General features: G+C 58.7%; 29 protein-coding genes, 1 tRNA gene and 1 pseudogene. 21 read left to right on the top strand and 10 right to left on the bottom strand.

Annotation, left to right across the window (positions count from 1 at the left end):
* Position 1: 1 nt before the first annotated feature.
* Both HNR03_RS20010 and HNR03_RS20015 read right to left on the bottom strand, forming a co-directional pair.
* Positions 2-310 (bottom strand): lambda phage CII family protein, encoded by a 309-nt coding sequence (locus HNR03_RS20010; RefSeq protein WP_259155394.1) that lies wholly within the window; start codon positions 308-310, stop codon positions 2-4.
* A 2-nt stretch (positions 311-312) separates the two neighbouring features.
* Entirely contained in the window at positions 313-552 is a 240-nt protein-coding gene (locus tag HNR03_RS20015; RefSeq protein WP_169856428.1) for a helix-turn-helix transcriptional regulator, read from the bottom strand.
* Positions 553-667: 115 nt separating this feature from the next.
* On the opposite strand from HNR03_RS20015, the gene HNR03_RS20020 reads away from it, so the two are divergent.
* The 21 genes and pseudogenes from HNR03_RS20020 (at position 668) to HNR03_RS20120 (ending at position 14,232) form a co-directional block, all read left to right on the top strand.
* Positions 668-1,300, top strand: a complete 633-nt coding sequence (locus tag HNR03_RS20020; protein ID WP_259155395.1) for a LexA family transcriptional regulator — start codon at positions 668-670, stop codon at positions 1,298-1,300.
* A 14-nt stretch (positions 1,301-1,314) separates the two neighbouring features.
* Positions 1,315-1,659, top strand: coding sequence for a Rap1a/Tai family immunity protein (locus HNR03_RS20025; protein ID WP_259155396.1), 345 nt, complete (start codon positions 1,315-1,317; stop codon positions 1,657-1,659).
* 382 nt (positions 1,660-2,041) lie between these two features.
* Positions 2,042-2,230, top strand: coding sequence for a hypothetical protein (locus tag HNR03_RS20030; protein ID WP_259155397.1), 189 nt, complete (start codon positions 2,042-2,044; stop codon positions 2,228-2,230).
* A 67-nt stretch (positions 2,231-2,297) separates the two neighbouring features.
* Positions 2,298-2,591, top strand: coding sequence for a hypothetical protein (locus HNR03_RS20035; RefSeq protein ID WP_259155398.1), 294 nt, complete (start codon positions 2,298-2,300; stop codon positions 2,589-2,591).
* Positions 2,588-2,809, top strand: coding sequence for a hypothetical protein (locus HNR03_RS20040; protein ID WP_259155400.1), 222 nt, complete (start codon positions 2,588-2,590; stop codon positions 2,807-2,809). Before HNR03_RS20035 ends, HNR03_RS20040 begins: the two co-directional genes overlap by 4 nt.
* A gap of 276 nt (positions 2,810-3,085) precedes the next feature.
* A complete protein-coding gene (locus HNR03_RS20045; protein ID WP_259155401.1) occupies positions 3,086-3,889 on the top strand; it encodes a PD-(D/E)XK nuclease family protein in 804 nt (267 codons plus the stop codon).
* Positions 3,890-3,895: 6 nt separating this feature from the next.
* Positions 3,896-4,105 (top strand): hypothetical protein, encoded by a 210-nt coding sequence (locus HNR03_RS20050; RefSeq protein WP_259155403.1) that lies wholly within the window; start codon positions 3,896-3,898, stop codon positions 4,103-4,105.
* Complete coding sequence (locus HNR03_RS20055; protein WP_259155404.1) at positions 4,102-5,097, top strand: recombinase RecT; 996 nt, start codon at positions 4,102-4,104, stop codon at positions 5,095-5,097. The genes HNR03_RS20050 and HNR03_RS20055 overlap by 4 nt, the downstream gene beginning before the upstream one ends.
* Positions 5,098-5,102: 5 nt before the next feature.
* Positions 5,103-5,303: a hypothetical protein gene (locus HNR03_RS20060; RefSeq protein ID WP_259155405.1), complete on the top strand. Its 201-nt coding sequence runs from the start codon at positions 5,103-5,105 to the stop codon at positions 5,301-5,303.
* A gap of 534 nt (positions 5,304-5,837) precedes the next feature.
* A pseudogene (locus tag HNR03_RS20065) lies at positions 5,838-6,032 on the top strand (DNA translocase FtsK); the annotation flags it as partial.
* Between the two features lie 309 nt (positions 6,033-6,341).
* Positions 6,342-8,096 carry an AAA family ATPase gene (locus HNR03_RS20070; protein WP_259155406.1) on the top strand — a complete coding sequence of 585 codons (1,755 nt, stop codon included), beginning with the start codon at positions 6,342-6,344 and terminating at the stop codon, positions 8,094-8,096.
* 63 nt (positions 8,097-8,159) lie between these two features.
* Positions 8,160-8,780, top strand: a complete 621-nt coding sequence (locus HNR03_RS20075) for a 3'-5' exonuclease (protein WP_259155407.1) — start codon at positions 8,160-8,162, stop codon at positions 8,778-8,780.
* Positions 8,781-8,840: 60 nt separating this feature from the next.
* Positions 8,841-10,517: a DNA cytosine methyltransferase gene (locus HNR03_RS20080; RefSeq protein ID WP_259155408.1), complete on the top strand. Its 1,677-nt coding sequence runs from the start codon at positions 8,841-8,843 to the stop codon at positions 10,515-10,517.
* Positions 10,514-11,236: a hypothetical protein gene (locus tag HNR03_RS20085; protein ID WP_259155409.1), complete on the top strand. Its 723-nt coding sequence runs from the start codon at positions 10,514-10,516 to the stop codon at positions 11,234-11,236. The genes HNR03_RS20080 and HNR03_RS20085 overlap by 4 nt, the downstream gene beginning before the upstream one ends.
* A gap of 9 nt (positions 11,237-11,245) precedes the next feature.
* Positions 11,246-11,554: a hypothetical protein gene (locus HNR03_RS20090; RefSeq protein ID WP_259155410.1), complete on the top strand. Its 309-nt coding sequence runs from the start codon at positions 11,246-11,248 to the stop codon at positions 11,552-11,554.
* Positions 11,551-11,934 carry a hypothetical protein gene (locus HNR03_RS20095; protein ID WP_259155411.1) on the top strand — a complete coding sequence of 128 codons (384 nt, stop codon included), beginning with the start codon at positions 11,551-11,553 and terminating at the stop codon, positions 11,932-11,934. The genes HNR03_RS20090 and HNR03_RS20095 overlap by 4 nt, the downstream gene beginning before the upstream one ends.
* A 268-nt stretch (positions 11,935-12,202) precedes the next feature.
* On the top strand, positions 12,203-12,877 hold the full coding sequence (locus HNR03_RS20100; RefSeq protein WP_259155413.1) for a hypothetical protein: 675 nt from the start codon (positions 12,203-12,205) through the stop codon (positions 12,875-12,877).
* A 58-nt stretch (positions 12,878-12,935) separates the two neighbouring features.
* Positions 12,936-13,109 (top strand): hypothetical protein, encoded by a 174-nt coding sequence (locus HNR03_RS20105; RefSeq protein ID WP_259155414.1) that lies wholly within the window; start codon positions 12,936-12,938, stop codon positions 13,107-13,109.
* Entirely contained in the window at positions 13,106-13,780 is a 675-nt protein-coding gene (locus HNR03_RS20110; RefSeq protein WP_259155415.1) for a hypothetical protein, read from the top strand. The genes HNR03_RS20105 and HNR03_RS20110 overlap by 4 nt, the downstream gene beginning before the upstream one ends.
* On the top strand, positions 13,777-13,956 hold the full coding sequence (locus HNR03_RS20115; RefSeq protein ID WP_259155416.1) for a hypothetical protein: 180 nt from the start codon (positions 13,777-13,779) through the stop codon (positions 13,954-13,956). The genes HNR03_RS20110 and HNR03_RS20115 overlap by 4 nt, the downstream gene beginning before the upstream one ends.
* 21 nt (positions 13,957-13,977) lie before the next feature.
* The gene (locus HNR03_RS20120) at positions 13,978-14,232 is read left to right on the top strand and encodes an AlpA family transcriptional regulator (RefSeq protein ID WP_259155417.1); all 255 of its coding nucleotides are present in this window, start codon (positions 13,978-13,980) and stop codon (positions 14,230-14,232) included.
* On the opposite strand, the gene HNR03_RS20125 is transcribed toward HNR03_RS20120, so the two are convergent.
* The 8 genes from HNR03_RS20125 to nusA all read right to left on the bottom strand — a co-directional run bounded on the left by HNR03_RS20125 (position 14,202) and on the right by nusA (position 24,006).
* Positions 14,202-15,431: an integrase arm-type DNA-binding domain-containing protein gene (locus tag HNR03_RS20125; RefSeq protein ID WP_259155418.1), complete on the bottom strand. Its 1,230-nt coding sequence runs from the start codon at positions 15,429-15,431 to the stop codon at positions 14,202-14,204. The two genes, HNR03_RS20120 and HNR03_RS20125, sit on opposite strands and share 31 nt — an antisense overlap.
* A gap of 162 nt (positions 15,432-15,593) precedes the next feature.
* Positions 15,594-15,669: transfer RNA gene (locus HNR03_RS20130), tRNA-Thr, on the bottom strand.
* A 129-nt stretch (positions 15,670-15,798) separates the two neighbouring features.
* Positions 15,799-17,904 carry a polyribonucleotide nucleotidyltransferase gene (pnp, locus tag HNR03_RS20135; protein WP_259155419.1) on the bottom strand — a complete coding sequence of 702 codons (2,106 nt, stop codon included), beginning with the start codon at positions 17,902-17,904 and terminating at the stop codon, positions 15,799-15,801.
* 195 nt (positions 17,905-18,099) lie between these two features.
* A complete protein-coding gene (gene rpsO, locus HNR03_RS20140) occupies positions 18,100-18,369 on the bottom strand; it encodes a 30S ribosomal protein S15 (protein ID WP_003176135.1) in 270 nt (89 codons plus the stop codon).
* 117 nt (positions 18,370-18,486) lie between these two features.
* On the bottom strand, positions 18,487-19,404 hold the full coding sequence (truB, locus tag HNR03_RS20145) for a tRNA pseudouridine(55) synthase TruB (RefSeq protein ID WP_208670029.1): 918 nt from the start codon (positions 19,402-19,404) through the stop codon (positions 18,487-18,489).
* Positions 19,405-19,407: 3 nt separating this feature from the next.
* Positions 19,408-19,809 carry a 30S ribosome-binding factor RbfA gene (gene rbfA / locus HNR03_RS20150; RefSeq protein WP_008149016.1) on the bottom strand — a complete coding sequence of 134 codons (402 nt, stop codon included), beginning with the start codon at positions 19,807-19,809 and terminating at the stop codon, positions 19,408-19,410.
* 159 nt (positions 19,810-19,968) lie between these two features.
* Complete coding sequence (infB, locus tag HNR03_RS20155) at positions 19,969-22,497, bottom strand: translation initiation factor IF-2 (protein ID WP_222589741.1); 2,529 nt, start codon at positions 22,495-22,497, stop codon at positions 19,969-19,971.
* 27 nt (positions 22,498-22,524) lie between these two features.
* The gene (nusA, locus tag HNR03_RS20160) at positions 22,525-24,006 is read right to left on the bottom strand and encodes a transcription termination factor NusA (RefSeq protein WP_222589740.1); all 1,482 of its coding nucleotides are present in this window, start codon (positions 24,004-24,006) and stop codon (positions 22,525-22,527) included.
* Positions 24,007-24,028 lie beyond the last annotated feature (22 nt).

Raw genomic sequence — 24,028 nt, forward strand, 5'->3', positions numbered from 1 at the left:
GTCAGTCCTCCTCAAGCTGGTCGACGTTCTGGACGTGTTCCATCCAGCGCTTGGCCTGATGAAAGATTGCCTCGATATCGCGCTGGTTAAAGCAGCGCATGTCATTCGGAACGACCTTCAACCCCAGCACCGCCAGGATCTGGCAGAACTGCTCAAACTTCTCGGGCTTCATGCGGCTGATGGTTGCTTCGTCGCAACCCACTGCAAGTGCGACAGGGGCATTGCCGACCGATGCAAGGCTCTGCATGAGAACGGAATAGTTCTTGCGGGCCCTTACGGTCTGCTCTTGGTTCAATGGGCTCGTCGACATGATCAGGCCGCCTGTTCACCGGAGTCGGGAAAGCGCTCCGGATAGAGGATGTGGATTTCGGTGATTTCGCCGTCGAACACCTTGCTCAGGTTTTCCGCAAGACCTGCGGAGGCACGCTGAACCCCGCGTTCAACGCGGGAGAGGTTGCCGGAGTCGATGGCGTCACCGATCTGAGCAAGACGTGCCGAAACATCGGCGAGCGTCCATTTCTTTTCGAGACGTGCACGTTTTAAGGGAGTCATGGCGGGGCCCTGAGTTGATTTCAGGGTGATTCTGCGATTAGCGCAGATTTAATACAAGCAAATTCTGCGCTGATCGCTTTGCGCATAACGCAGCAGAACCGGAAAATCAGCAGCCATGGATATCGGACAAATCATCAGAGCAGCGCGGAAAGCCAAAAAGCTTTCGCTCGAAGAACTTGCGCACCAGGTCGATTCAGACTCTGGCAACCTTTCACGCCTAGAGCGTGGGTTGCAAAGCACCACCCCGGATAAGCTCAAACAGATCATGAGCATTTTGGGGATCAAGCTAAGCCCGCAAGATGCGGGTATGTCCAATGTGCAGATGGCCCTGCAACCAAGCCGGGAGCCTAAGGAATATCCGTTGATCAGTTGGGTTATTGCGGGTGAATGGGCCGAGTCCTGCGACAATTTACACCCAGGTGATGCCGATCAATGGATCGCGTCTACCGAGAATGCCGGCAACAACGGCTTCTGGCTGGAGGTGAAAGGCGACTCAATGACCTGCAATGGAAATCCGAGTTTCCCCGAGGGTTCGCGCATCTTGGTGCAGCCTGAAGCCGATCTGATCAGCGGAAAGTATTACGTGGCGAAGCTTCTCGACAGTGGCGAAAGCACGTTCAAGCAATACATCGAGGATGCGGGCCTAAAATACCTTCGCCCGCTCAATCCTAGCTATCGAACGATCCAGATAAACGGAAACTGCCAGTTCATTGGCCGAGTGATCGACACCAAAATGACAGGCCTATAGGCCAAGGAAAAAGCATGGCCCATAAAGCTATTTATGCACTAATGGTCGCCGGGCTGGCGACTTCAGGTAACGCCAACGCCTTCTCAGGAAACGATCTGATCAAATGGCTTCCTGAATATGAACAAGGCACCAGCCTCAACAGTGGCATGTACCTCGGATACGTGTCCGGGGTGGCAGACATTGGGAATAACATTCTGTTTTGCGCGAAATCAACAGTTACACGCGGCCAGCTGGCAGCCATCGTCGGCAAATACCTCAGGAACAACCCCGAGTCTTGGCAAGAAGAAGCCAGCACCCTAGTCACAGCGGCACTGGAAAAAGCTTTCCCTTGCCCTGAGGCCCCCGCGAAAAACAAATAGCGCCTACTGATCAAACCCCTCCCGCCATTGAGCGGGATTTTTTTTGCCTGAAAAAAGTTTTCTGCGCTTGACGCAGAAATAAATCTGCGCATAATGCAATCCACGTTCTGCGATTAGCGCAGATTTGAAACCCGGCGAAAGCCACCGCTCTTTAACATCGATAGACCGCCGAGCCTTCAGGCATAGAAGGCCAGCCGACGCCACATGCGTTCCGGCTGCGATCAGGTGTGATGGCTCAGAAGCCGTCATCCAAGTGGCACGCAGGCCCCAAGTGATGCGGGAAGCGTGATCCGGTGTAAGCGAACCGGTCCTGAGAGAAACGGAAATTTTCACTGATGCACCTGGCGACGGGTGCATTGGGAAAACAACCGGAGCAATAGCCATGAATGAAACGACCACGACAACAACGAAGTGCACCTACTGCGGTAAGCCAGCGGATCCGGTGGTTAAGCGAGAAATCATCGACCGGGCAAGTCACCCAACCAGTGGCAAAAAATATGTCCGCACGAGGGAGCTGCCGTTCTGCAGCAAGGAACACGGCAGCAACTACCAGATGGGCTGTGAAGGGTAGCGATCACATCTGTCCATTCAGCGAGTGGGCAGACGGATGCAACCACCCCGCCACCACGGAGGCGACCATGACTTACGAAGTGATTGTTGAAGGGTTTGTCCTCCAGGTGGAGGTGACCCGCTGCGAGAACATCCCGCCGGTGTTCAACACCTGGAACAGCGACTGGGACTTCTACGGAAGCCGGGAGCTGGAGTTCAACGTGCTGTCGGCCATCTGCTACGACGAAGACGGCAAACGGATGGATGTCGGTGCGCACCAGCTACCAGTTGTGGTCCACCAGTACCGCAGCCAGATCGAGGTGGCGCTTTGGGTTGAGATTGACGCCCTTCAGCGTAGGAAAAACAGTCGGTGGGCAGCATGAACAACCATGACATTGCGGTGCGCATGATCGAAACAGAGATTGCAAACATCCCGACCACAGAATTTCCGGTTGAAGCCGGCTCTGTTTCGCGGATGGCCGTGTTCATGGCTTCGAGTCTCGACGTGATTACCAGTGCCGAGCGTGATGCATATCTCAAAGAGATTCGGTCGCTGGAAATGACCCGGTATGTGGAACTTCTTCAAGGAGCTGCAGCATGAACGGTAACTGCGTGGCGATCCTCGCCCCCAATCACAAAGCCTTGTACGAAGCCCTGAAAAATCAGGGCTTTTTTTTGGTTGCTGATCTGACCAAACCTGTCCGGGTCGAGGTAACAGCTCGCGGGATGCTGATTGCGAGGCCTTCGCGATGACCACCGCGCAGCGCTCCCGGCGCCGCGCGATCCGCCGGGCCTCAGCCATCGTCGGCGCCCTGTTCATCACCATCATCCTCTTGGCCCCTGCAATCGGCGGCCTGATCACTCAATAGGTAACCCCATGTCCGTCACAACTATTCGGGCCTCATCGTGGGGCTCGCTCTTCGACTGTGCCTACAAATGGGAGTGGATACACATCCTCGGGCACCGGTCACCGAGCGGGCCGCGTACTCAGCTCGGTACCGCGATTCACGCCAGCACCGCGGCGTTCGACTCCTCCCGCATCAACGGCAGCAACCTGTCGGCCTACGACACCGCCGAAATGCTGGTGCACACGCTGCGCAATCCAGATTACGAAGTGGACTGGCGCGGCTCTGACATCACCCTGGCGCAGGCCGAGTCGATCGGCTTGAAGCTGCACACCATGTACTGCAACGAAGTGAGCCCGCGCTATGACTTCGTGGCGGTCGAGCTGACTACCAAGCCGCTGGAGATTGATTGCGGTGGCGGCGTGATCGTTCGCCTGACCGGCCAGCTCGACCGGGGCCGGATCTGCAAGACCAGTCAGGGGCTGGGCATCGGCGACGTGAAAAGCGGCGGCGCCTCAGTCGTGAAGGGGGTAGCCAAGACGAAGGGCCACGCCCCACAGGTCGGCACCTACGAAATTCTCTACGAGCACACCACCGGCGAGGCCATCACCGCCCCGGCCCACATTATCGGGCTGAAGACGAAAGGCACGCCGGAAACGGGTATCGGCGAGATACGCGGCGCCAAGCAAATGATGGTCGGTACCGAAGAATTCCCCGGCCTGATCCAGATCGGCGCCGACATGCTGCGAACCGGCCTGTTCCCCCCAAACCCACAGAGTTTCCTGTGCAGCGCGAAGTATTGCCCGCGCTGGTCCTCCTGCCCTTACCACGAGTAATTGCCCATGAAAGCGCAAGACATGTTCATTCGCCTGGTGGACCCCACCGGCAAGCACGCCCCGATGATCAGCGCCCATCGCGTCTGGGATCGTGAGTTGTTTTACAGCGCCCAGGTGAAGCAACACGAAGACCCGAAAAAGAAGATCGAGGATCGCCGTTTGGTCTCGGTCGCCACTGAAGCCGAATACAACGAATATCGGAAGGTGAGGAAATGAGCCAAACAACTCTGGCGGCAATGCAGACCAGCGCTGTCGCCGCGCCAAAATCAGATGCTCCCATGTCGCTGCTCACCGGTTCCGGTTTCGACCAGATCCAGCGCGTAGCCAAAGCGCTGAGCGCATCCACCCTGGTTCCGGTTCAATACCGGGCGTTCACCGAGAAGAAAGAATACGGGCGCGTTATCGGCCACGAAGCAAACGGCGCAGGCCTGCCCAACTGCATCGTCGCGCTGAACATGGCGCAGCGCATGGGCGCTGACCCGCTGATGGTGATGCAGAACCTGTACGTCATCGAAGGGCGCCCGAGCTGGTCCAGCCAGTTCATCATCGCAATGCTCAACAGCTGCGGTCGTTTCAGCCCGTTGCGCTTCGACCTAAGCGAGCCCGGCAAATCTGAAGAGCTGACCTACAGCGCCACATTCTGGAAGGAAGGCAAGAAGGTCACCGAGCCGCGCAAGGCGAAGATCAAACACCAGACCTGCACGGCCTGGGTGATCGAGAAGGAAACCGGCGACCGGCTCAATGGCCCGACTATCTCCATGCAGATGGCCATCGACGAAGGCTGGCTGACCAAAAACGGCAGCAAGTGGCTGACGATGCCGGAAGTCATGCTGCGCTACAGGGCTGCCAGCATGCTGGGCCGGTTGTACGCACCTGAACTGCTGATGGGGTTGCAGTCCCGCGAAGAGGTCGAGGACTTCATCGACGCAACGCCAGACGGAGAAGGCAACTACACGGTGGACGTCAACGACCTGCGCAACCGAGAGCCTGAACCGCCGTCAGTCATCGATGAAGACGATGACCAGGATGATGGTGGTGCAACAGATTCGCCGGAATCTGCATCAGAAACAGCCGAAACCGCAACGGATTCGCCGAAAACCGCGACAAAAACGGCCAAAACCGAAACTAATCAGGCCGAAACCGTTACAGAAAACACTGAAACGGTTGACGAATCCCCCGCCGAAACCTCCGGTCTTCAACTCGAGTAACCGTCATGGCCGCTCAATCCGTCGCTGAGATTTACGACCGCATTGAGGAATTCACAGCCCTGCTAGCCGTCGCTGAGCTTCACGCCAGCGGCGCATGGGAGTTGGAATTCGTCGAGAACATGCGGGCCAGCTTCAAGCGCTACGGCGCCCACACCCACCTGAGCCCGGCGCAAAAGTCGAAGCTCGAACGCATCGCAAAAGCCTGAGGACACCACATGAAACCTGAGCACAAGGCAATCATTGAGCGCGCCAAGCTGGCGGACGTTCCGGCGTCTTACATCGCGCATGAACTGCTGGTACACGACCTGGTTGAATCCGGTCTGTTTGAGCTGAAGAACCTGCACTCGCCCTACAGCAAGCTGAACGAGGGCCAGCAGCAAGAAGTCATCGAGCGGTTGACCGAAGCCGCCGAGAAAGCGGTTCACAACGCGATCGCAATCATCAGCTCGCGCAACGTCTCGACCATCGAAGTCACGATGAAAGAGGTCAAGTTCAACTCCAAGCAACTGACCTTGACCTCGATCGTCGACGCCAAAGATCCGAACCGGCATGACCTGATCGACAGCGCCGGCCGCCTGTGTCTGCTGGTGATGGCGCCCGACGATTACAGCGAGGGCCTCGACTTCATTCGGCCTGACCGCGATCAGCCTGACTTGCCGCTGCACGTAAGTGACCTGACCGGCAGCCTGTTCAACCAACGCAGCACTGGGCCAGATGAACCGGACGGCGAAGAACTTCCCGATCATGCCGGTGAAGGCCAGGACCCGCTGTACGCCGAAGCCGTCCAGTTCGTCATCGAGACCCGCCGCCCCAGCATCAGCGCCGTTCAGCGCAAATTGAAGATCGGCTACAACCGCGCTGCCCGTTTCATCGAAGCCATGGAGCAAGAAGGCCTTGTGACACCGATGAATACCAACGGCAGCCGTGAGGTGGTTGGTGGAAGCGCCCCGCCTGAGTTCGCTGAGGTCGACGACGTTGTTGATGCAACGTTCATCCCCGAAGGCAAAGAGTTCGGCGATTTCAGCTACGAAGACGCCGCGCAGCTGGTCGTGCTGCACGCCAAGACCGTCGATGTCGCCTATCTGCAACGCCGCCTCGCCATCGACAGCGACCAGGCCACCAGCCTGCTGCTACGCCTCGTCGACAACGCCGTGATCGAACTCGAAACCGAGGGCGACCTTTCCATAGACAACACCTACAAGGTCATCGCCGAACTGGCGAATCTGGACCTGGAGTAAGCCACCATGCGCGCCAACCACCTTTTCGTTGAGAACTTCCAGGGCTTGCAAGCGTGCAACCTGGACCTGACCGCACCTATCACCCTGGTCAGCGGCCCGAACGGCGCTGGCAAGTCCAGTCTTCAGGAAGCAATCAATCTCGCGCTGGGCGGTTCGGCGCGCGTGTCCTTGAAGAAGGATTACAAACAACTGGTTACCGAGGGCCATAAAAAGTCCCAAATCATTTTCAGTCACGACGACGTGGCCAGCAGCTACACGCTGCCGGATGGCAAGGGCGACCACACGCTGGCTGTCGGTGATGAATACCTGCCGTACGTGCTGACACCTCAGTTGTTCGCCAGCCTGAAGGACGTCGAGCGCCGCAAAATGTTGTTCGCGCTGACTAAGTCCAGCAGCAAACCGCAAGTGGTCGTCGACAAGCTGCTGGACAAGGGCGCTGATGCGGCCAAGGTCGAGAAGGTCAAGCCGCTGCTGTTGAGCGGTTTTGCCGCTGCGCAGGAACAGGCCAAGACCTACACCAGCGAAAGCCGCGGTGCCTGGAAGGCTCTGACTGGCGAGGCTTACGGTAGCGAGAAGGCCGAAGGCTGGACCGTCACCATTCAGCCACTGCCGGATGATGCACCCGAAGTCACGCTGGAGGATTTGACCGCCGCACAGACCGAACTGGCCGATGCTGCCAAGGAAATCGAGAAGGGTACCCAGCACCTGGGCGGTTTGAACGCCAAGCGTGAAGCCACCGACAGTGCAGCGGTGCGCAAGGTTGAGCTCGAAAAGGTCTATCTCGAACTGAACCGCCGCAAAAACAAGCTCGAAGCCACCAACAAAGAGCTTGAGCAGTGGAAGGCCAAGGTCAGCGAAGGCGAGCAACAGGTGTTGGCTTTCTCGGGTGAAAGCCCGTGCGAGTGCCCAGCCTGCGGCGTAAAAGTGAAAATCGTCGGTAAGGTGCTGGAGCTGTTCAAAGGCAAGACCGCCGACGCGGCCAAACTGGTGACGGCTCAGGCTGATCTGAAGAAGGCGAACGACGCTTACAACCTGATGGCCCGGACGCAGGTTAACGACCAGAAGGCCGTCACCGACTCGGAACAGGCCGGTCGAGACCTCGAAGCCCTGGTCAAATCCGCCGGCGAAGAAGTCACAGACGCCATGATCGAGCGTGTACAGGCCGCCATTCAGGTGCAACGCAACCTGCGTGACACCGCCAAGGCCAAGGCCGAAGCAATCAGCGACCGTCTCGACTTGATCGCCAGCGCCGAACAGAAGGCCGAAGACGCCGCCGCGCACCACAACGACGTCAAGGCATGGACGCAAATTGCCGAGCTGCTGGCTCCGGACGGCATCCCGAGCGAAATCCTGAAGGGTGCACTGAAGCCTTTCAACGACAGCCTGGCCAAGTCCTCGACGTTGTCGGGCTGGAAGAAAGTTCAGATCGGTTCCGACATGAACATCACCGCCGGCGGCCGCTTGTACACGCTTCTGTCCGAGTCGGAGCGGTGGCGTGTCGACGCTCAGTTGGCCCTGGCCATCGCCGAGCATTCCGGGTTGCGGTTCGTGATCCTCGATCGCTTCGATGTGCTGGACCTGCCAGGGCGTGGCCAGTTGCTCGGCATGCTGGTGGCCATGTCTAAGTCCGGAACCATCGACAGCGCCATTGTCTGCGGCACCCTCAAGGCCAAGCCGGCCAAGCTGCCGCCTGAAATCAACGCGGTGTGGATCGAGGGCGGTGTTGCCGCCGGCGACGAACAACTGCAGCAAGCCAGTTAACCCAACCAATCGCAGTACCACAGGCGCCTACGGGCGCCTTCTTTTTGCCCAAAGGAAAGTGCCATGTCCGAATTGATCTGCTTTTTCGACACCGAAACCACCGGCCTCCCGCTATTCAAAGATCCCAGCGATGACCCACGCCAGCCGCACATCGTCGACATCTGCGCCCTGCTCTACACGCCCGACGGCGTCCTGGTCGATTCTTTCGAAGCGATGATCCGGCCTGACGGCTGGGAAATCCCGAACGAAGTCGCCGAAATCCACGGCATCACCACCGAAATCGCACTTGAACACGGCATTGACGAAGGTCTGGCGCTGGAAGGGTTCATGGACATCTGGCGCCGCGCCGGCCTTCGGGTTGCCCACAACGTTGGCTTCGACGACCGCATCTTGCGTATCGGCCTGAAGCGCTTCTTTGGCGAAGAAGCCGCCGACGAGTTCAAGGCCGGGCCGAAGTACTGCACCTGCCAGTCCAGCAAAAATATCGTCAAGTGCCCACCCACCGAAAAGATGATCGCCGCCGGCTTCGGCCGCCCTGGCCAATACAAGGTCCCGACGGTTGCCGAAGCGCTTCTGCACTTCACCGGTGAGGAACTGGTCGGCGGTCACCGCGCCCGGCCCGATACCGAGGCCTGCGCCCGCATCTACTTCGCCATGAACCCGCCAGCCACTCAGGTGGCTTGATCCTGCCCCACCGCGCGCCGGCAATCGCTGGCGCTGCCTCTCTATCAAGGACACCGCCGCATGATGCTCAAGCGAACACTCAAACATTTTCATATGTGCTGCGGCCTCGGCGGCGGCGCCAAGGGTTTCAACCGGGCCAAGCCCATCGTTGGCAACATCCAAGCTGAATGGCGCTGCATTGGCGGCGTTGACGTTGATCCGGCAGGGCTACGTGACTTTGAGCGCCTGTCAGGTGTTCCCGGCACGCTGATGGACTTGTTCAACCGTGATCAGTACATCCGCTTCCACGGCAACGAGCCGCCAGCAGGCTGGGCCGAAGCGACCGCCGATGACCTGCGCCGCGCTGCCAACAACGAACGGCCAGACGCGGTGTTCATTTCCAGCCCGTGCAAGGGTGCGTCGGGCTTGCTGTCCGAAAAGATGAGCCTCACCCCGAAGTACCAGGCCCTGAATGAACTGACGCTGCGCTGCATCTGGCTGATGTGCGAAGCCTGGAAGGACGACCCGGTGTCGCTGATCGTGTTCGAGAACGTCCCGCGCCTGGCCACTCGCGGCCGGCATCTGCTGGACCAGATCAACAAGCTGCTGGGGCACTACGGCTACGCGGTCGCCGAAACCACCCACGACTGTGGCGTTATCGGCGGTCTGGCACAGAGCCGCAAGCGCTTCTTGCTGGTGGCACGCCATATCGAGAAGGTGCCGCCGTTCCTGTACGAACCGGAAAAGAAGACCCTCAAGTCGGTCGGCTCAATCCTCGGCCGCATGCCACTCGCCGGCGACGTCGAGGCCGCGGGCCCGATGCACCGGGTACCGGCGCTGCAATGGAAAACATGGGTTCGGCTCGCCCTGGTCACCGCCGGCAAGGACTGGCGCAGCCTGAATGACTTGGCGATCGAGGACGGTTATCTGCGCGATCTGGTGATCGTGCCGGAATACCGCGCCGGCTATCTCGGCGTGCACGATTGGACGGACACCGCCGGTACCGTCGCCGGTCGCAGCAGCCCAACCAATGGTGCTTTCTCGGTGGCGGATCCCCGCGCCAAGGCCGGCGCCCTGCAATACCAGCAGTACGGCGTGCGCCGGTGGGACGAAACCAGTGGTGCAGTGATCGGCGTGAAATCGCCGGGACAAGGGACGTTCAGCGTCGCTGACCCGCGCCGCCCGGGAGAAGGCTTCGGCAAGTACTTGGTAACCCCGTGGGATCAGTCAGCCGGCACCGTGATTGCCGGCAGCACAACAGGGCAAGGCGCCTTTGCTGTGCAGGACCCAACGCCGGGCATGAAGCGCGTGAAAGGTGACGCCTACCTAACTGGCGGCCATTACGGCGTTGTCGGCTGGAATGACCAGTGCGGCGCTGTCTCGGCAAGTGCCCGGCAGGACAACGGCCGGTGGTCAGTCGCTGATCCACGCATGCCGGAAGCCAACGAGCGGCTGACCTGCGTTATCGAAAGCCTCGACGGCACCTGGCACCGCCCCTTCACCACCCTTGAACTGGCCGCGCTGCAAAGCTTGGTTGAACCCGAGGAAATGTTTGAGCTCGACGGCCTGAGTGATCAGGCCTGGCGCGAACGGATCGGCAACGCGGTACCGCCGGCAGCCGCCGAAGCAATAGCCCACGTGATGGGCACCACCCTACTGCTGGCTGAAGCCGGCGAAACCTTCATGCTCAGCAGCATGCCGATCTGGGTTCAGCCCGTGGCTGTAGGCCTGAGCGTTTCTCAGCAGGTAATTCCATGATCCATTACCACGGCACTCCGATTGGCGGGAGCCGGCAGGATGCTGCGCGCTTTCTCTCTGGTCGGCATGCCCTGGTGCCGTTCCCGCGTCAGGACGATATGGGCATCGTTGCCGATGTCTGCCAGTCGTTCGTGTTCGATAACGGCGCGTTTTCGGTCTGGAAAAAAGGCGGAACGTTGGATGTCGACGGATATATCCGCTGGGTTGAGCAGTGGCACCGACACCCAGGCTTCGACTGGGCGTTGATCCCCGACGTGATTGATGGTGATGAAGCGGCAAATGATGAGCTGCTGTCAGCTTGGCCCATGGAATTGCGCGGCGTACCGGTGTGGCACTTGCACGAGTCCATAGAAAGATTGGAGCGCCTGGCCAACGAATGGCCCACTGTCGCCTTTGGCAGTTCTGGGCAGTGGGCTAGCCCGGGCACGGCGGCGTGGTGGAAACGCATGGGCGCCGCGATGGCCGCCGTATGTGATGACCAAGGCCGGCCAGTCTGCCGGCTTCACGGTTTGCGGATGCTTGACCCCACGATCTTTCAACACCTGCCATTCGCTTCGGCTGACTCAACGAACGCTGCTGTGAATGGTGGAAGCATCAGTCGTTTCGGTATGTACGCCCCCCCCACCGCTGGCCAGCGCGCCAACGTCATCGCTGACCGCATCGAAGCACACAACAGTTCGCCTATCTGGCTACCCCCTCAACTTGAACTGATCATCTGAGGCAACCCAATGAACTCACTTGCACAGCAGGCGCTTGACCGTGCCCGCCACCCAGCACCCGCGCAAAAGCTGTTCCCGCCAATCGTGGCCAACGAGCCGCTGCCCGACCTGGTCATCACCGGCCCAATCAATCGGGTTATGGAACTGGAGGGCAAGCGCTACGCCTTGGAACACGTTCGCGGCCTGGGCGCTTCCATCCGCCGGGAACCTGTCCGGACCAAAGCCATTGCCGACCTGACCCGGTACGCCGCCGCACAGCCTTCCAGCTATGCCAGCGGCGTCAAGATCGTCATTGATGTGTTGAAGGGGGCGGCATGAAGACAGATGCCGAGCGGCTTGAGGACATGGCCATTGCATATGCCCAGCACCGCAAGAATCTTCGCGACAACAAGGTGGCGATCAAAAAGGTTATCGATGACGCCGACGGCTTCTACTTCGACCTCGCCAAGATCCGCGACCAATATTACTCGGGCGAATGCCATGACCTGATGATGGGTGAGGTGATTGTGTGGCGCGGATGGCTGCACGCCGTGGAGACGTGCAAGGAATACAACGACATCGATGATTACGACAGTTGCGGCTACAGGGCGACGGCGATCCTGCTGGACCAACGCCGCGACATCAAACGCGAAGGTGCGCGTATTCGTGCAGCCTTCACCAAGATCGGCGACAAGCTGCTCAAGGAAGTGACGCCATGACAGCCCCAGCCGAGTCGCTGTGCCCTTTCGTCATTGCATGGCGCGGCCGATGCAACGCCAAGGCAGACGAGACGGGTTTGTGTGAGCACCACCGCGCGATGAAGTGCTCGTCATGCGGAGCACAGGCTACCCACGATTGCGATCACACCGGCCAGTTCGTGTGCGGCGTCCCGCTTTGTGATGGCTGCCATGGTGTGAACGACGCCAACAAATCTCCAGGCACATGGGGATTCATGAACCACAGCCACCAGCGCAAGAAGGTGACGCCATGAAAGAACGCCCAATTCTATTCAGCGCACCGATGGTGCGCGCCATCCTGGAAGGCCGAAAGACGGTTACACGGCGGCCGGTGAAAGGGCTGAAGACCGATAACCCTGTGACCACCGGCGCGGACGAAACTCCGATGACTTGCTGCTGGGATTACGGTGGCCCAGTGATGCGTTGCCCCTATGGCAAGCCAGGCGACCGTCTGTGGGTGCGCGAGACCTGGACCCGCGCTGGCAATGGTGACCCGGGCTACCTGACTTACCGGGCAACCTACCCGGATTGCCTACCACCGGGGCTGGAAAACATACCTACTGCTCACAAGATCCGCTGGAAGCCAAGCATCCATATGTTCCGCGCCGACAGCCGAATCCTGCTGGAGATCACCGACGTCCGCCTCGAGCGGTTGCAGGACATCAGCGACGAGCAGGCGCAGGCAGAGGGAATAATCCCGGTACCTAAAACCACGGAAGACTCACATCAGTTCTGGCGTAACTACCACCTTAGCGGCGACGGCACGTTCTGCGTGGGCACTCCCAAGGAGTCGTTCAAGTCGCTCTGGTGTCACGTCGCTGGCGGGTCTTTCCCAAAGGGCGAGGCTGCGTACAAAGCATCACCGCATAGCTGGGACGCAAACCCGTGGGTCTGGGTCGTCGAGTTCAAACAGGTGACGCCATGATCATTCCAATCTGCGCCGCGCTCTTCCTGTTTCAGCACATCTACCGAGGGCCTTGGAAATGACCGCCCTACGCCGCAAGACCACCATTCGCGGGCGGCCGATGAAGCCTCTCGACCTCAACGTCATGTGCGACAAGTGCAACCACTCACGCGCCCATGGCAACCACGAAGAATGCAGCAAGCAGCGCCAGGCCGAAGCGGCCGAGCGGTGCGCTCGGGAGAATCAGTCATGAGTGAATTCAACAGAGAAGATCGTTACATCGTCATCAAGCATAGCGACATGGAAAAGGCTCCGGCGGATTTGCGAAAAAGCTTTTCCGTTCAATGTCGGAAGCTGTACGAAGCCATGCTGACCAATGGGGCGCCAGCTAGGTCATTCGTTGTGGTGGAAGCCGACTGGCCCGAATACGAACCGGTGTGGCAGATGATTGAGCGACGCGTGTCCGGGCAGCCTCTGGTCACGGCGGCGGAACTGGAGGCCGTGCTGCACTGGCGCGGCAAGCATGCCCAGGCGATCCTCGAGCGTGACGCCCTGCAGCTGCGTCTGAACGCAGTGGATCAGCGGTGCGATGACCTGACCGAGCTGCTGAACAAGTCGCTGATCGCCATCAAGCGAACGCTTCAAGCAGGCCGTGACCGGATTATCGACATGGGCGGCGATTGCGACAGCGTCGAATACATGATGAACAGCGACCTGACGGTTCAGGAAATTCGAACCGCGCTTAAGGCCGCCGATGAAGCCTGCCAGTTCCCGCAGTCGTGCACCACTCGCTGCGACTGCGATATACCCGACTTCAGCCCTGGCAACGGCAACAAAGCACGGCGCCGGGCTGAAGCATTGACGAAGTCATGCCAACAACCACAAGCGCACCCCGCGCGATGCGGATGTGAGCAAAAACCATGAAACGCTTCATCCGCCGAAAGTTAGAAGCTTGGCTGATCCTGCTGGCAGCGAAAATCCTAATTGACCGCAACGTCCATCGCGCCGCCGTCGTCTCCCGTCGGGATAACAACGACATGTGGGGAATGGCTGAGAAGCTCGAAGCCATCGCCAAGCGCATCAGCAAGGGCTACCCGTAAATAAATTTCTGAGGTGAATCAATGAACAACGAACGCGACGACCAGCACGAAGAGCCGGTCGAATTCATCCGACTGCCAGAGGTCAAGAAGCTGGTAGGTCTCGGCACCACGAAGATTTACACCATGGCCAGCGATGGCCTTTTCCCGAAACAGGTCAAGCTGGGCGGTCGGGCCGTTGCCTGGGTCAAGTCAGAAGTTCTGCAATGGAACAATGACCAGGTCATCGCCGCCCGGGGTCAACGCGATCAGGCTTCGGCCTCGAGCGCATCCAAGTAATCGGCCCAGTCCTGCATCATCCCCCTTCTCTGCTCTACAAACTCCGCGTGGTTATAGGTCCTGCGTACCTTGCTCCCGCTTGCGTGCGAAAGCTGCGCCTCGATCCAGTCCTCGTTGTAACCCATCTCGTTTAAGGCCGTTGAAATCGTTGCGCGGATCCCGTGCCCGGTCAGCTTGCCTTCATACCCCATGCGCTTTAATGCAGAGTTGACCGTGCCGTCACTGATTGGCTTGCTCGGGTCGTTGCGGCCGGCGATCAGCAATTTGTAGCCGCCGGTCAACTGATGCACCTTGCGCACTTCTTCAACCGCCTGCCGCGACAGTGGCACCAAGTACGGCGGAATCTCACCCCCTTCCTTTGTCCGAATCATCTTCCTCAACTGTTTCACGCCTTCGGGCGGTATCGTCCACAGCGCGGCGTCCAGATCAAACTGGGCTGCCGTCGCGTGGCGAATTTCGCCTGTGCGAACGCCAGTCAACAGCAGTATCCGTATGGCGCTCTTCGTGTACCCCGCGCAGTCAAAGCCCCTGAGCGTGTGCAGGAACGCTTTGAGGTCGCGCTGCCTCAGCATTGGGTTGTGCTTCACCGGAGGCTCTTTGGCGGCGACGATGTCCAGGTCGGCGGCCGGGTTCATATCCAGATAGCCCGAGGCCATGCCGAAGCGGAATATCTCGTTGAGCCAGGCGCGGCACTTGCGCGCGGAATTCATGGCGCCGCGCTTCTCTACCCGGCGCATTGCCTCCAGCACGTCAGACCGCTTCACATCGGCAACCGGGATCTTGCCCATCGCCGGGATCAGATCCTTGTCCAGGTAGAACCGCGATTGATAGGCGGCCCCCTTCTTGGCCACCACCAGCCGCGGGGTTTTGAACTTATGCCACTCGTTGGCCACGACTTCGAAGGTTTTGACGGCTTCCGACGCAGCGGCGCGCTTCTCTTCGCGGCGTTGCGATCGAGGATCGACGCCCTTGGCGACGAGCGACCGCGCTTGATCGCGCTTTTCACGGGCTTCTTTGAGGGTGATTTCGGGATAGGTGCCCAGCGACATGCGCGGCTGTTTGCCGTGCCAGGAGAACCTGAAGTGCCAGGACTTGGTGCCGTTGGGCGCAACGTACAGCGATAGGCCGCTGCCGTCAGTGAGGGTGAATTCCTTGTCGGCCGGTTTGGCCTGGCGCACAGCGGTATCAGTGAGGGGCATTAGTACATCACCAAGTCACTCGAATTAAGAAGTGCTGAATGATGTACTAAAAATGCGTGGGACGCAGCGAAAGACTGCGAAAGATGGCGAAAAGAAAAACCGCCAAGGCTTTGGGCTCTTGGCGGTTTCGTGAAGCTCTGCGAAACAGGGTGAAAATGGATGTGGTGCCCGAGACAGGAATCGAACCTGCGACCTTCGCGTTACGAGTGCGCTGCTCTACCGGCTGAGCTACACGGGCGGTGGGCTAAACCTAGCACCGGGTTTAAGCCTCAGCAACTTCATGCGCTGTTTCGCAGACAAAAAAATGCCCCGCAGCTTTCACTGCGGGGCATTTTATAACGTTGAAGCGGTCAAGCCTGGGAGTTGATTAAACGCCCGATGCCTTGGCTGCTGCTACGTCTTTGATGGACAGCTTGATACGGCCGCGGTTGTCCACGTCCAGTACCAGTACTTCCACTTCCTGGCCTTCTTTCAGGATGTCGGTCACTTTCTCTACGCGAGCATCGCTCAGCATCGAGATGTGAACCAGACCGTCCTTGCCTGGCAGGATGTTGACGAATGCGCCGAAGTCGACGATGCGCTCAACCTTACCCACGTAGATCTTGCCGATTTCAGCTTCTGCGGTGATGCCCAGAACGCGCTGGCGTGCAGCTTCAGCCGCTTCCTTGGTTTCGCCGAAGATCTTGATCGAGCCGTCGTCTTCGATGTCGATCGAAGCCTTGGTCTCTTCACAGATCGCACGAATGGTCGCGCCGCCTTTACCGATAACATCACGGATTTTGTCGGTGTCGATTTTCATCGCGATCATGGTCGGAGCGTTTTCCGACAGTTCGGTACGCGACTGGCCAATGATCTGGTTCATCTGACCGAGGATGTTCAGGCGCGCTTCCAGGGCTTGGCCCAGAGCGATCTCCATGATTTCTTCGGTGATGCCTTTGATCTTGATGTCCATCTGCAGCGCGGTCACACCTTTGGCGGTACCGGCTACTTTGAAGTCCATGTCGCCCAGGTGGTCTTCGTCACCCAGGATGTCGGTCAGGACAGCGAATTTCTCGCCTTCCTTAACCAGACCCATGGCGATACCGGCAACCGGTGCCTTCATCGGAACGCCAGCGTCCATCAGGGCCAGAGAAGCGCCGCAGACCGAAGCCATGGAGCTCGAACCGTTGGACTCGGTGATTTCCGACACAACACGGATGGTGTACGGGAACACGTCGGCAGCAGGCAGCATGGCTGCAATCGAACGACGGGCCAGACGGCCGTGACCGATTTCGCGACGACCAGCGCCACCCATGCGACCACACTCACCTACCGAGAACGGAGGGAAGTTGTAGTGCAGCATGAACGGGTCTTTTTTCTCGCCTTCCAGGGTGTCCAGCAGTTGTGCGTCACGGGCGGTACCCAGTGTTGCAACAACCAGAGCCTGGGTTTCGCCACGGGTGAACAGTGCCGAACCGTGGGTCTTTGGCAGAACACCGACTTCGATGTTCAGCGGACGTACGGTCTTGGTGTCGCGGCCGTCGATACGTGGCTTGCCGTTTACGATGTTTTCGCGAACGGTGCGGTATTCGATTTCGCCGAAAGCCGCTTTGACTTCGCTGGAAGAAGGCTGGCCTTCTTCACCGGACAGCTTGGCAACAACCTGGTCTTTCAGCTCACCCAGGCGAGCGTAACGGTCGGCCTTGATAGTGATGGTGTAAGCCTGGGAAATCGCGTCGCCGAACTCGGCACGGATGGCGCCCAGCAGAGCGGTGGCTTCTGGCTGTGGAGTCCAGGTCCAGGTTGGCTTGGCCGCTTCGGCAGCCAGTTCTTTAACGGCGTTGATCACAACCTGGAACTCGTCGTGAGCAAACAGTACCGCGCCCAGCATCTGGTCTTCGGTCAGCTCTTTGGCTTCCGATTCAACCATCAACACGGCTTCCGACGTACCGGCAACGACCATGTCCAGGCTCGAAGCTTTCTGTTGTTCGTAAGTCGGGTTCAGCAGATAGCCGGTGCTTTCGTGGAACGCAACGCGTGCACAGCCGATAGGGCCATCGAAAGGAATGCCGGAGATGGCCAAGGCAGCCGAGGTACCGATCATCGCAGCGATGTCCGGATCGGTTTTCTTGCTGGTGGAAACGACGGTGCAGACAACCTGCACTTCGTTCATGAAGCCTTCTGGGAACAGCGGACGGATCGGACGGTCGATCAGTCGGGAAGTCAGGGTTTCTTTCTCGGAAGGGCGGCCTTCGCGCTTGAAGAAACCGCCAGGGATCTTACCGGCAGCGTAAGTCTTTTCCTGGTAGTGGACGGACAGAGGGAAAAAGCCCTTGCCTGGATCGGCTTGCTTGGCGCCGACCACAGTCACCAATACGCTGACGTCGTCGTCAACGGTGACCAATACTGCGCCGGAGGCCTGACGGGCGATACGGCCAGTCTCGAGGGTAACGGTCGACTGACCGAACTGGAATTTTTTGATTACCGGGTTCACGGTGTCCTACCTTCTTTTGTGGCTCTTGGGGAACTTGTCTTCTTGCGAAATTCTTGGGCAATGTCGGGAATCGGCCCAACGCCTGTCCAGGGTAAAACGACTATCCAGATAAAACTTGAGGCTGGGAGCCTGCCATGCGCCAGCGGGAAACCCGCTGACGCACGACAGACAACCAACCTCTAGCGCAATCGCTTATTAGCGACGCAGACCCAGGCGACCGATCAGAGCCTGATAACGACCCAGATCCTTGCCTTTCAGGTAGTCCAGCAGCTTACGACGCTGGTTAACCATGCGGATCAGACCACGACGGGAGTGGTGATCTTTACCGTTTGCCTTGAAGTGACCTTGCAGCTTGTTGATGTTGTGGGTCAGCAGTGCAACTTGCACTTCTGGCGAACCAGTGTCACCAACAGCTTGCTGGTAGTCAGCTACGATTTGAGCTTTTTCTTGAACGTCGAGAGCCATGAGGCAATCCTTTTATCAGGAAACTGTTTCAAAGAAACAGCTTCAACAGGCCAGGGACAAATCCCTGTATCTATAAATGAGTAGTGACCGTGCCTGTTAACAGCCACACTCGTCCGGTCATTCTGACCGAATCAGTCGACGTGGCGCGATGCGCCCGTCTTCGCTCACTTCACCGATACCGATGAAGCGACCATTGTGATCCTGTACCCGTACCATGCCGAACTTCGGTGCATCCGGGGCACGTACCGGTTGGCCGTTGAGCCAGTAGAACGTGCTGTGCTCCGAGAACTGCAATAGCGGCCAATCCAGCAGGCCACTGTCCGATGGCATCAGGAAGCGGTCGACCGCTTCGTTGCCGCCTTCGGCGTGTACGGCTTCCAACTCTTCAAGCGTGACCGTCTGCGCCAGCGTGAAAGGCCCGGCCTGGGTACGTCGCAATTCAGCTACGTAAGCGCCACAACCGAGTTGCTCACCGATATCCTCCACCAGGGTGCGAATATAGGTGCCTTTGCTGCAATCCACCGCGAGCCGCGCAGTATCACCCTCAAAGGCCAGCAATTCCAAGCGCGCAATAGTAACAGAACGCGGTTCGCGCTCCACTACTTCGCCTGCACGGGCCAACTTGTAGAGCGGCTGGCCATCACGCTTGAGTGCCGAGTACATCGGCGGTATCTGACTGATTTGCCCACGAAATTTCGGCAGTACGGCTTCGACATCGGCGCGACCAACGGTCACCGGACGCTCCTGCAAAACTTCACCCTCGGCATCCGCCGTGGTGGTGGTCTTGCCCAGTTGCGCCAGGGTTTCGTAACCCTTGTCCGAATCGAGCAGGTATTGCGAAAACTTGGTGGCCTCTCCGAAGCACAGCGGCAACACGCCGGTGGCCAGCGGATCGAGACTGCCGGTATGCCCGGCCTTCTCGGCGTTCAGCAACCAGCGGACCTTCTGCAACGCGGCGTTGGAGGTAAACCCCAGCGGCTTGTCGAGCAGAATGATGCCGCTGACATTACGACGGATACGTTTGACCTGAGCCACCGATTACTCCTTGGTGTCTTCGGCTTCAGCCGCAACCGGGTGCTGGTTGTCTTCAGCCACCGCACGCTCGATCAGGGCCGACAGGTGCGCACCACGCACGACGCTTTCGTCGTAGTGGAAGTGCAACTGAGGAACGCTGCGCAACTTCATTTCGCGGGCCAACTGCATACGCAGGAAACCAGCGGCGGAGTTGAGCACCTTGATGCTTTGCGCGATGTCTTCGGCGTTGTCCTGCCCCATTACAGTGATGAAGATCTTGGCGTGACCGACGTCACGGCTGACTTCAACAGCGGTAATGGTGACCAGGCCGACGCGCGGGTCTTTGACTTCACGACGGATCAGCTGTGCCAGCTCACGCTGCATCTGATCGCCGATACGTTGGGTACGGCTGTATTCTTTTGCCATGTCTTGTTACCTGTTACTGCCCCACGGCGAAACCCGAAGGGTCTGAAAGCGGCAAACGCCCGGCCTGACAAAAGCCAGACCGGGCGTTGCGTTTAGAGTCCTGACGCTGTGCCGCGCATCTGCATGCAGCGGCTCATCGTGGCCCTTGAAGTGCGCGAGTTAGAGGCTGCGAGCAACCTGAACCTTCTCGAAGACTTCGATCTTGTCACCGACTTTGACGTCGTTGTAGCTCTTAACGCCGATACCGCATTCCATGCCGGCACGTACTTCGGAAGCGTCATCCTTGAAGCGGCGCAGGGATTCCAGCTCGCCTTCGAAGATAACGATGTCTTCACGCAGTACACGGATTGGACGGTTACGGTGAACAACACCTTCGATAACCATGCAACCGGCGATCGCGCCAAACTTCGGCGAACGGAACACGTCACGCACTTCAGCGATACCCAGGATGTTCTCGCGAACATCGCTGCCCAGCATACCGGTGAGGGCTTTCTTGACGTCTTCGATGATGTCGTAGATCACGTTGTAGTAACGCATATCCAGACCTTCCTGCTCGACGATCTTGCGAGCGCCAGCATCGGCACGCACGTTGAAGCCAAACAGTACAGCGTTGGAGGCCAGTGCCAGGTTGGCGTCGGATTCGGTGATACCACCGACACCGCCACCGACAACACGCACTTGCACTTCGTCGTTACCAAGGCCGTTCAAGGCACCGTTCAACGCTTCCAGCGAACCACGGACGTCGGATTTGAGGACGATGTTGAGCGTCTTCTTCTCTGCCTGACCCATGTTCTCGAAGATGTTTTCCAGCTTGCCGGCGTGAGCGCGAGCCAGTTTGACTTCGCGGAACTTGCCTTGACGGAACAGAGCCACTTCACGGGCTTTCTTCTCGTCCGACAGCACGCTCATCTCGTCGCCAGCGTCCGGGGTACCGTCCAGGCCGAGGATCTCGACAGGGATGGAAGGACCGGCTTCCTTGATTGGCTTGCCGTTCTCGTCGAGCATGGCACGTACACGGCCATAGTTCGAACCGACCAGCACCATGTCGCCTTGACGCAGGGTACCGTCTTGAACCAGAACGGTTGCAACCGGGCCACGACCTTTGTCGAGACGCGATTCAACCACGACGCCACGGCCAGGTGCCGAAGGTGTCGCTTTCAGTTCCAGAACTTCAGCCTGCAGCAGGACAGCTTCGAGCAACTCGTCCACGCCGGTACCGACTTTCGCCGAAACCGATACGAACGGAGTGTCGCCGCCCCACTCTTCCGAGGTCACACCGTGAACCGACAGTTCGCTACGGATGCGATCGAGATCGGCGCCCGGCTTGTCGATTTTGTTCACAGCGACTACCAGCGGAACACCTGCAGCCTTGGCGTGCTGAACAGCTTCAATGGTCTGCGGCATCACGCCGTCGTCCGCTGCAACTACCAGGATCACGATGTCGGTCGCCTTGGCACCACGGGCACGCATTGCGGTAAACGCGGCGTGACCAGGGGTGTCGAGGAAGGTGACCATGCCGCGTTCGGTTTCAACGTGGTACGCACCGATGTGCTGGGTGATACCGCCGGCTTCGCCAGCAGCTACCTTGGCACGACGGATATAGTCGAGCAGCGACGTCTTACCGTGGTCAACGTGGCCCATTACGGTCACGACTGGTGCACGGGAGAACGTCTCACCTTCAAACTTCAGGGACTCGGCCAGGGAATCTTCCAGGGCGGTGTCGCTGACCAGGGTCACTTTGTGGCCCAGTTCTTCGGCTACCAGTTGAGCAGTTTCCTGATCAAGCACCTGGTTGATGGTCGCTGGAGTACCCAGTTTGAACATGAACTTGATGATTTCAGCAGCCTTGACCGACATCTGCTGAGCGAGATCGCCAACAGTGATGGTCTCGCCGATCTGCACATCACGCACGACAGGGCCGGTTGGGCTCTGGAAACCGTGAGCGTTGCGTTTCTTCAGCTTGGCCTTGCCGCGACCACCACGACGGAAGCCATCGCTTTCTTCGTCGGTGGTACGTGGAGCAACACGCGGAGCAGGCGCTTTTTCCTTGACCGAAGCACGATGCGGAGCGTTTTTGCGCTCACCATCGCCACTGCCACGACGATTGTTATCGTCGGCACGTGGTTTGTCCGGACGGCGCTGTTCGTTCTGCTTGTTGCGAACGTCGGCAGACGGCGCTGGAGCAGCAGCCACAACCGGTGCGCTTTCACGTACTGGTTCGGCGACTGCAGCAGGTGCTGCAACAGCGTCATTAGTAGCGGATTGCGCAGCAGCTGGCTGGCGACGTGCTTCTTCTTCGGCGCGACGCTTGGCTTCTTCTTCAGCCTTCTGACGTGCAGCATTTTCTACTGCGCGACGTTCTTCCAGTTCGCGTTTGCGCTCGGCTTCGATTTCTTCCGGGCTGCGCTGTACGAAAACTTTCTTTTTACGCACTTCAACACTGATGCTTTTGCTGCCAGCAACACGCAGGGTGCTGGTGGTTTTACGCTGCAGTGTAATCTTGCGTGGTTCTTCCACTTTCGCCTTGTGGCTGCTTTTCAAGTGAGTCAGCAAAGATTGCTTCTCACTGTCAGTCACATGTTCTTCGGCGGCGGTGTGCGGCAGACCTGCCTCACGCATCTGCTGCAACAGGCGCTCTACCGGTGTTTTGACCTCATCGGCCAGTTGTTTCACCGTGACTTGCGTCATGCACTTCTCTCCTCAGGCCGCGCCTAATTACTCGAACCAGTGGGCTCGGGCGGCCATGATCAACTTGCCGGCACGATCTTCGTCAATGCCGTCGATGTCGAGCAGATCGTCAATAGACTGCTCGGCCAGGTCTTCGCGGGTAATTACGCCGCGCACCGCCAGTTCCATCGCCAAATCCTTGTCCATACCCTCAAGCGAGAGCAGGTCTTCGGCCGGATGGGCGTCTGCCAGCTTTTCCTCAGTAGCGATGGCTTTGGTCAACAAACGATCCTTGGCGCGAGCGCGAAGCTCGTTGACGGTTTCTTCGTCAAAGCCGTCGATGTTGAGCATTTCTTCCAACGGTACGTAGGCAATCTCTTCCAGGCTGGTGAAGCCTTCATCTACCAGCACCTGTGCCAGGTCTTCATCGACTTCCAGCTCGTCAATGAAATTGCGCAGGATGTCGCCGGTTTCTGCTTGCTGCTTAGCCTGGATGTCCGATTCGGTCATCACGTTCAGGGTCCAGCCAGTCAGCTGGCTAGCCAGACGCACGTTCTGACCACCACGACCGATGGCCTGAGCCAGATTGTCTGCGCCAACGGCGATGTCCATTGCATGGGCATCTTCGTCAACGATAATTGCCGCCACTTCAGCCGGCGACATTGCATTGATCACAAACTGAGCCGGGTTGTCATCCCACAGGACGATGTCCACACGCTCACCGCCCAACTCACCCGACACTGCCTGGACGCGCGAACCGCGCATACCGATGCAAGCGCCTTGCGGGTCAATGCGTTTGTCCTTGGAGCGGACCGCGATCTTGGCGCGCGAACCCGGATCACGGGACGCAGCCATTACTTCGATCAGGCCTTCAGCAATTTCCGGCACTTCGATGCGGAACAACTCGATCAGCATTTCCGGCGCGGTACGCGACAGGATCAGCTGCGGGCCGCGGTTCTCGGTGCGGATTTCCTTGAGCAGCGCACGCAAACGCACGCCAACCCGGAAAGTTTCGCGAGAGATGATGTCTTCACGAGCCAGCAACGCTTCAGCGTTGTTGCCCAGGTCGACGATCACGTTGTCGCGGGTGACTTTTTTCACGGTGCCGGAGATGATTTCCCCCAGGCGCTCGCGATAGGCATCAACGACTTGAGCGCGCTCGGCTTCGCGCACTTTCTGCACGATGACTTGCTTGGCAGTCTGTGCAGCGATGCGGCCGAACTCGATGGATTCGATTTTTTCTTCGACTACATCACCAACCTTGGCGCCAGGATGCGTTTCGGCAACCTTGCTCGGCCAGGTTTCGATGGCCGGATCGTCCAGGTCGGCTTCTTCGACGACCGTCCAGCGACGGAAAGTCTCGTAAGCGCCGGTGTGGCGATTGATTTCCACACGCAGATCGACTTCGTCCTCAAAACGCTTTTTGGTAGCAGTGGCCAGAGCCAGCTCCAGCGCTTCAAAAATTACGTTTGCCGGTACGCCCTTTTCATTGGATACCGACTCAACAACCAGCAGTACTTCTTTGCTCATCGTACGCCTCGCCTTTCGCAAG

It is taken from the genome of Pseudomonas sp. JAI111 (assembly GCF_024809425.1).
Lineage (GTDB): Bacteria > Pseudomonadota > Gammaproteobacteria > Pseudomonadales > Pseudomonadaceae > Aquipseudomonas.